This is a genomic window from Acinetobacter sp. YH12106, assembly GCF_013418995.1.
GTDB classification, from domain to species: Bacteria; Pseudomonadota; Gammaproteobacteria; order Pseudomonadales; family Moraxellaceae; genus Acinetobacter; species Acinetobacter pseudolwoffii.
Genome location: NZ_VPAV01000066.1, coordinates 1 through 1,281, shown reverse-complemented (window position 1 = coordinate 1,281; position 1,281 = coordinate 1). Strand labels below are relative to the sequence as shown.

The following is a 1,281-nucleotide window of genomic DNA, read 5'->3' as shown; positions in this document are numbered from 1 at the left end:
GCTAACTGAACATTTTCTCCGAGCACCAAATCCTTTTTACTGATCACGCCGGAAATGGGGGCTTTCAAAATATAGCGCCCGTTACTGGTATTCACAGCACCAAACGCACTTAAACGTGATTGGGCCGATTGGACCTGAATTTGCGCCCGTTTATAGCTGTTGTAAGCACGTTGATAGTCCTGTTTTGCTGAAATACCCTGTGACCACAGCTGACGCTCACGCTCGAAGTCCTGTTTCGCCAGTTCAAGGTTGGTTTGTTCAATTTTTAGATTGGCCTGCTGATCGACTAAATCAGGAACAAGCAACGTGGCCAAAGACTGTCCTTTCTGAACTTTTTGGCCGAGTTCTACATAGACATTTTCGACATGACCACTAAAACTCGGAGAGACATGCGCTTGCTGGTCGGTATTCACGTTAAGTTTTGCTGGATAAGAACTTAATTTAACCACCGGACCTTGATCGACTGCTGATAACTGTATGCCTTGTTCAACCAGTTGCTTGGCCGTCAGGCTCACGCCTTCTGCATGCTCTTCGGTTTCACCGCCATGTTCCTCTTTGCCTTCTTCACTTCCATGTTCCTCTGCGCCTTCTTCCTCTGCATGTTCATCTGATGTTTCAGATTTATTCTTACCCGACAAGATCAAGAAAATACTGAGGAGTACGGTTGCGCCGATGACCAAACCAATCAGTAGAGGTTGAGAGATTTTTCCGCTCTGTTTTTTTAAGCTGTTTTTAAGATCGAACATGTTAATTTCCCCCACCAATGACAGGCATGGCCTGTATGTCTTGCCATAAGTTTTGATTGATTTGTGCAATAGCATCTTTCGACATGACTTCACTTGGGCTAATGCCTAAGCTCAAACTTTCTGCTTCAATGGCCTTTTGCCAGCCATCCCGTAACAACTGGACTTTACGCAGACGGATGTCTTGTAATTGAAGCGTGGCTTGCTGAACATCGGTTAAAGCAAACTTGCCTGCCAAGAAACCTTGTAGCGTCTTACTTTGAACTTGAGTCGCCAAAGGAATTTGAGTCTCGTCAACGACTTTGAATTGCAGCTCTAAACCCTGCAACTCGGTTAAAATTGTGCCTATTTGCAGCGCATTTTGCTTTAGATAAAACTCTTTCTGACGCTCTAATAAGTTCATTTTTTCTTGCGCGATTTTTATGCCATTTTGCTGACGATCGAAAATATTAAGCGGTACACTGACTCCGACTACTAATTGATTTTGTGTGGAGTTTTCCAAGGATTGGGTGCGGTTGACACCTAGGTTTAAAGTGGG

At 44.3% G+C, this 1,281-nt stretch carries 2 protein-coding genes; both read right to left on the bottom strand.

Annotated elements, in window-relative coordinates; genetic code table 11:
* A partial coding sequence (locus FTU45_RS15285) for an efflux RND transporter periplasmic adaptor subunit (RefSeq protein ID WP_180076695.1) occupies positions 1 to 746 on the bottom strand: 746 nt, incomplete at its 3' end.
* 1 nt (position 747) lies between these two features.
* On the bottom strand, positions 748 to 1,281 hold a 534-nt coding region (locus FTU45_RS15280; protein WP_180076694.1), incomplete at its 5' end, for a TolC family protein.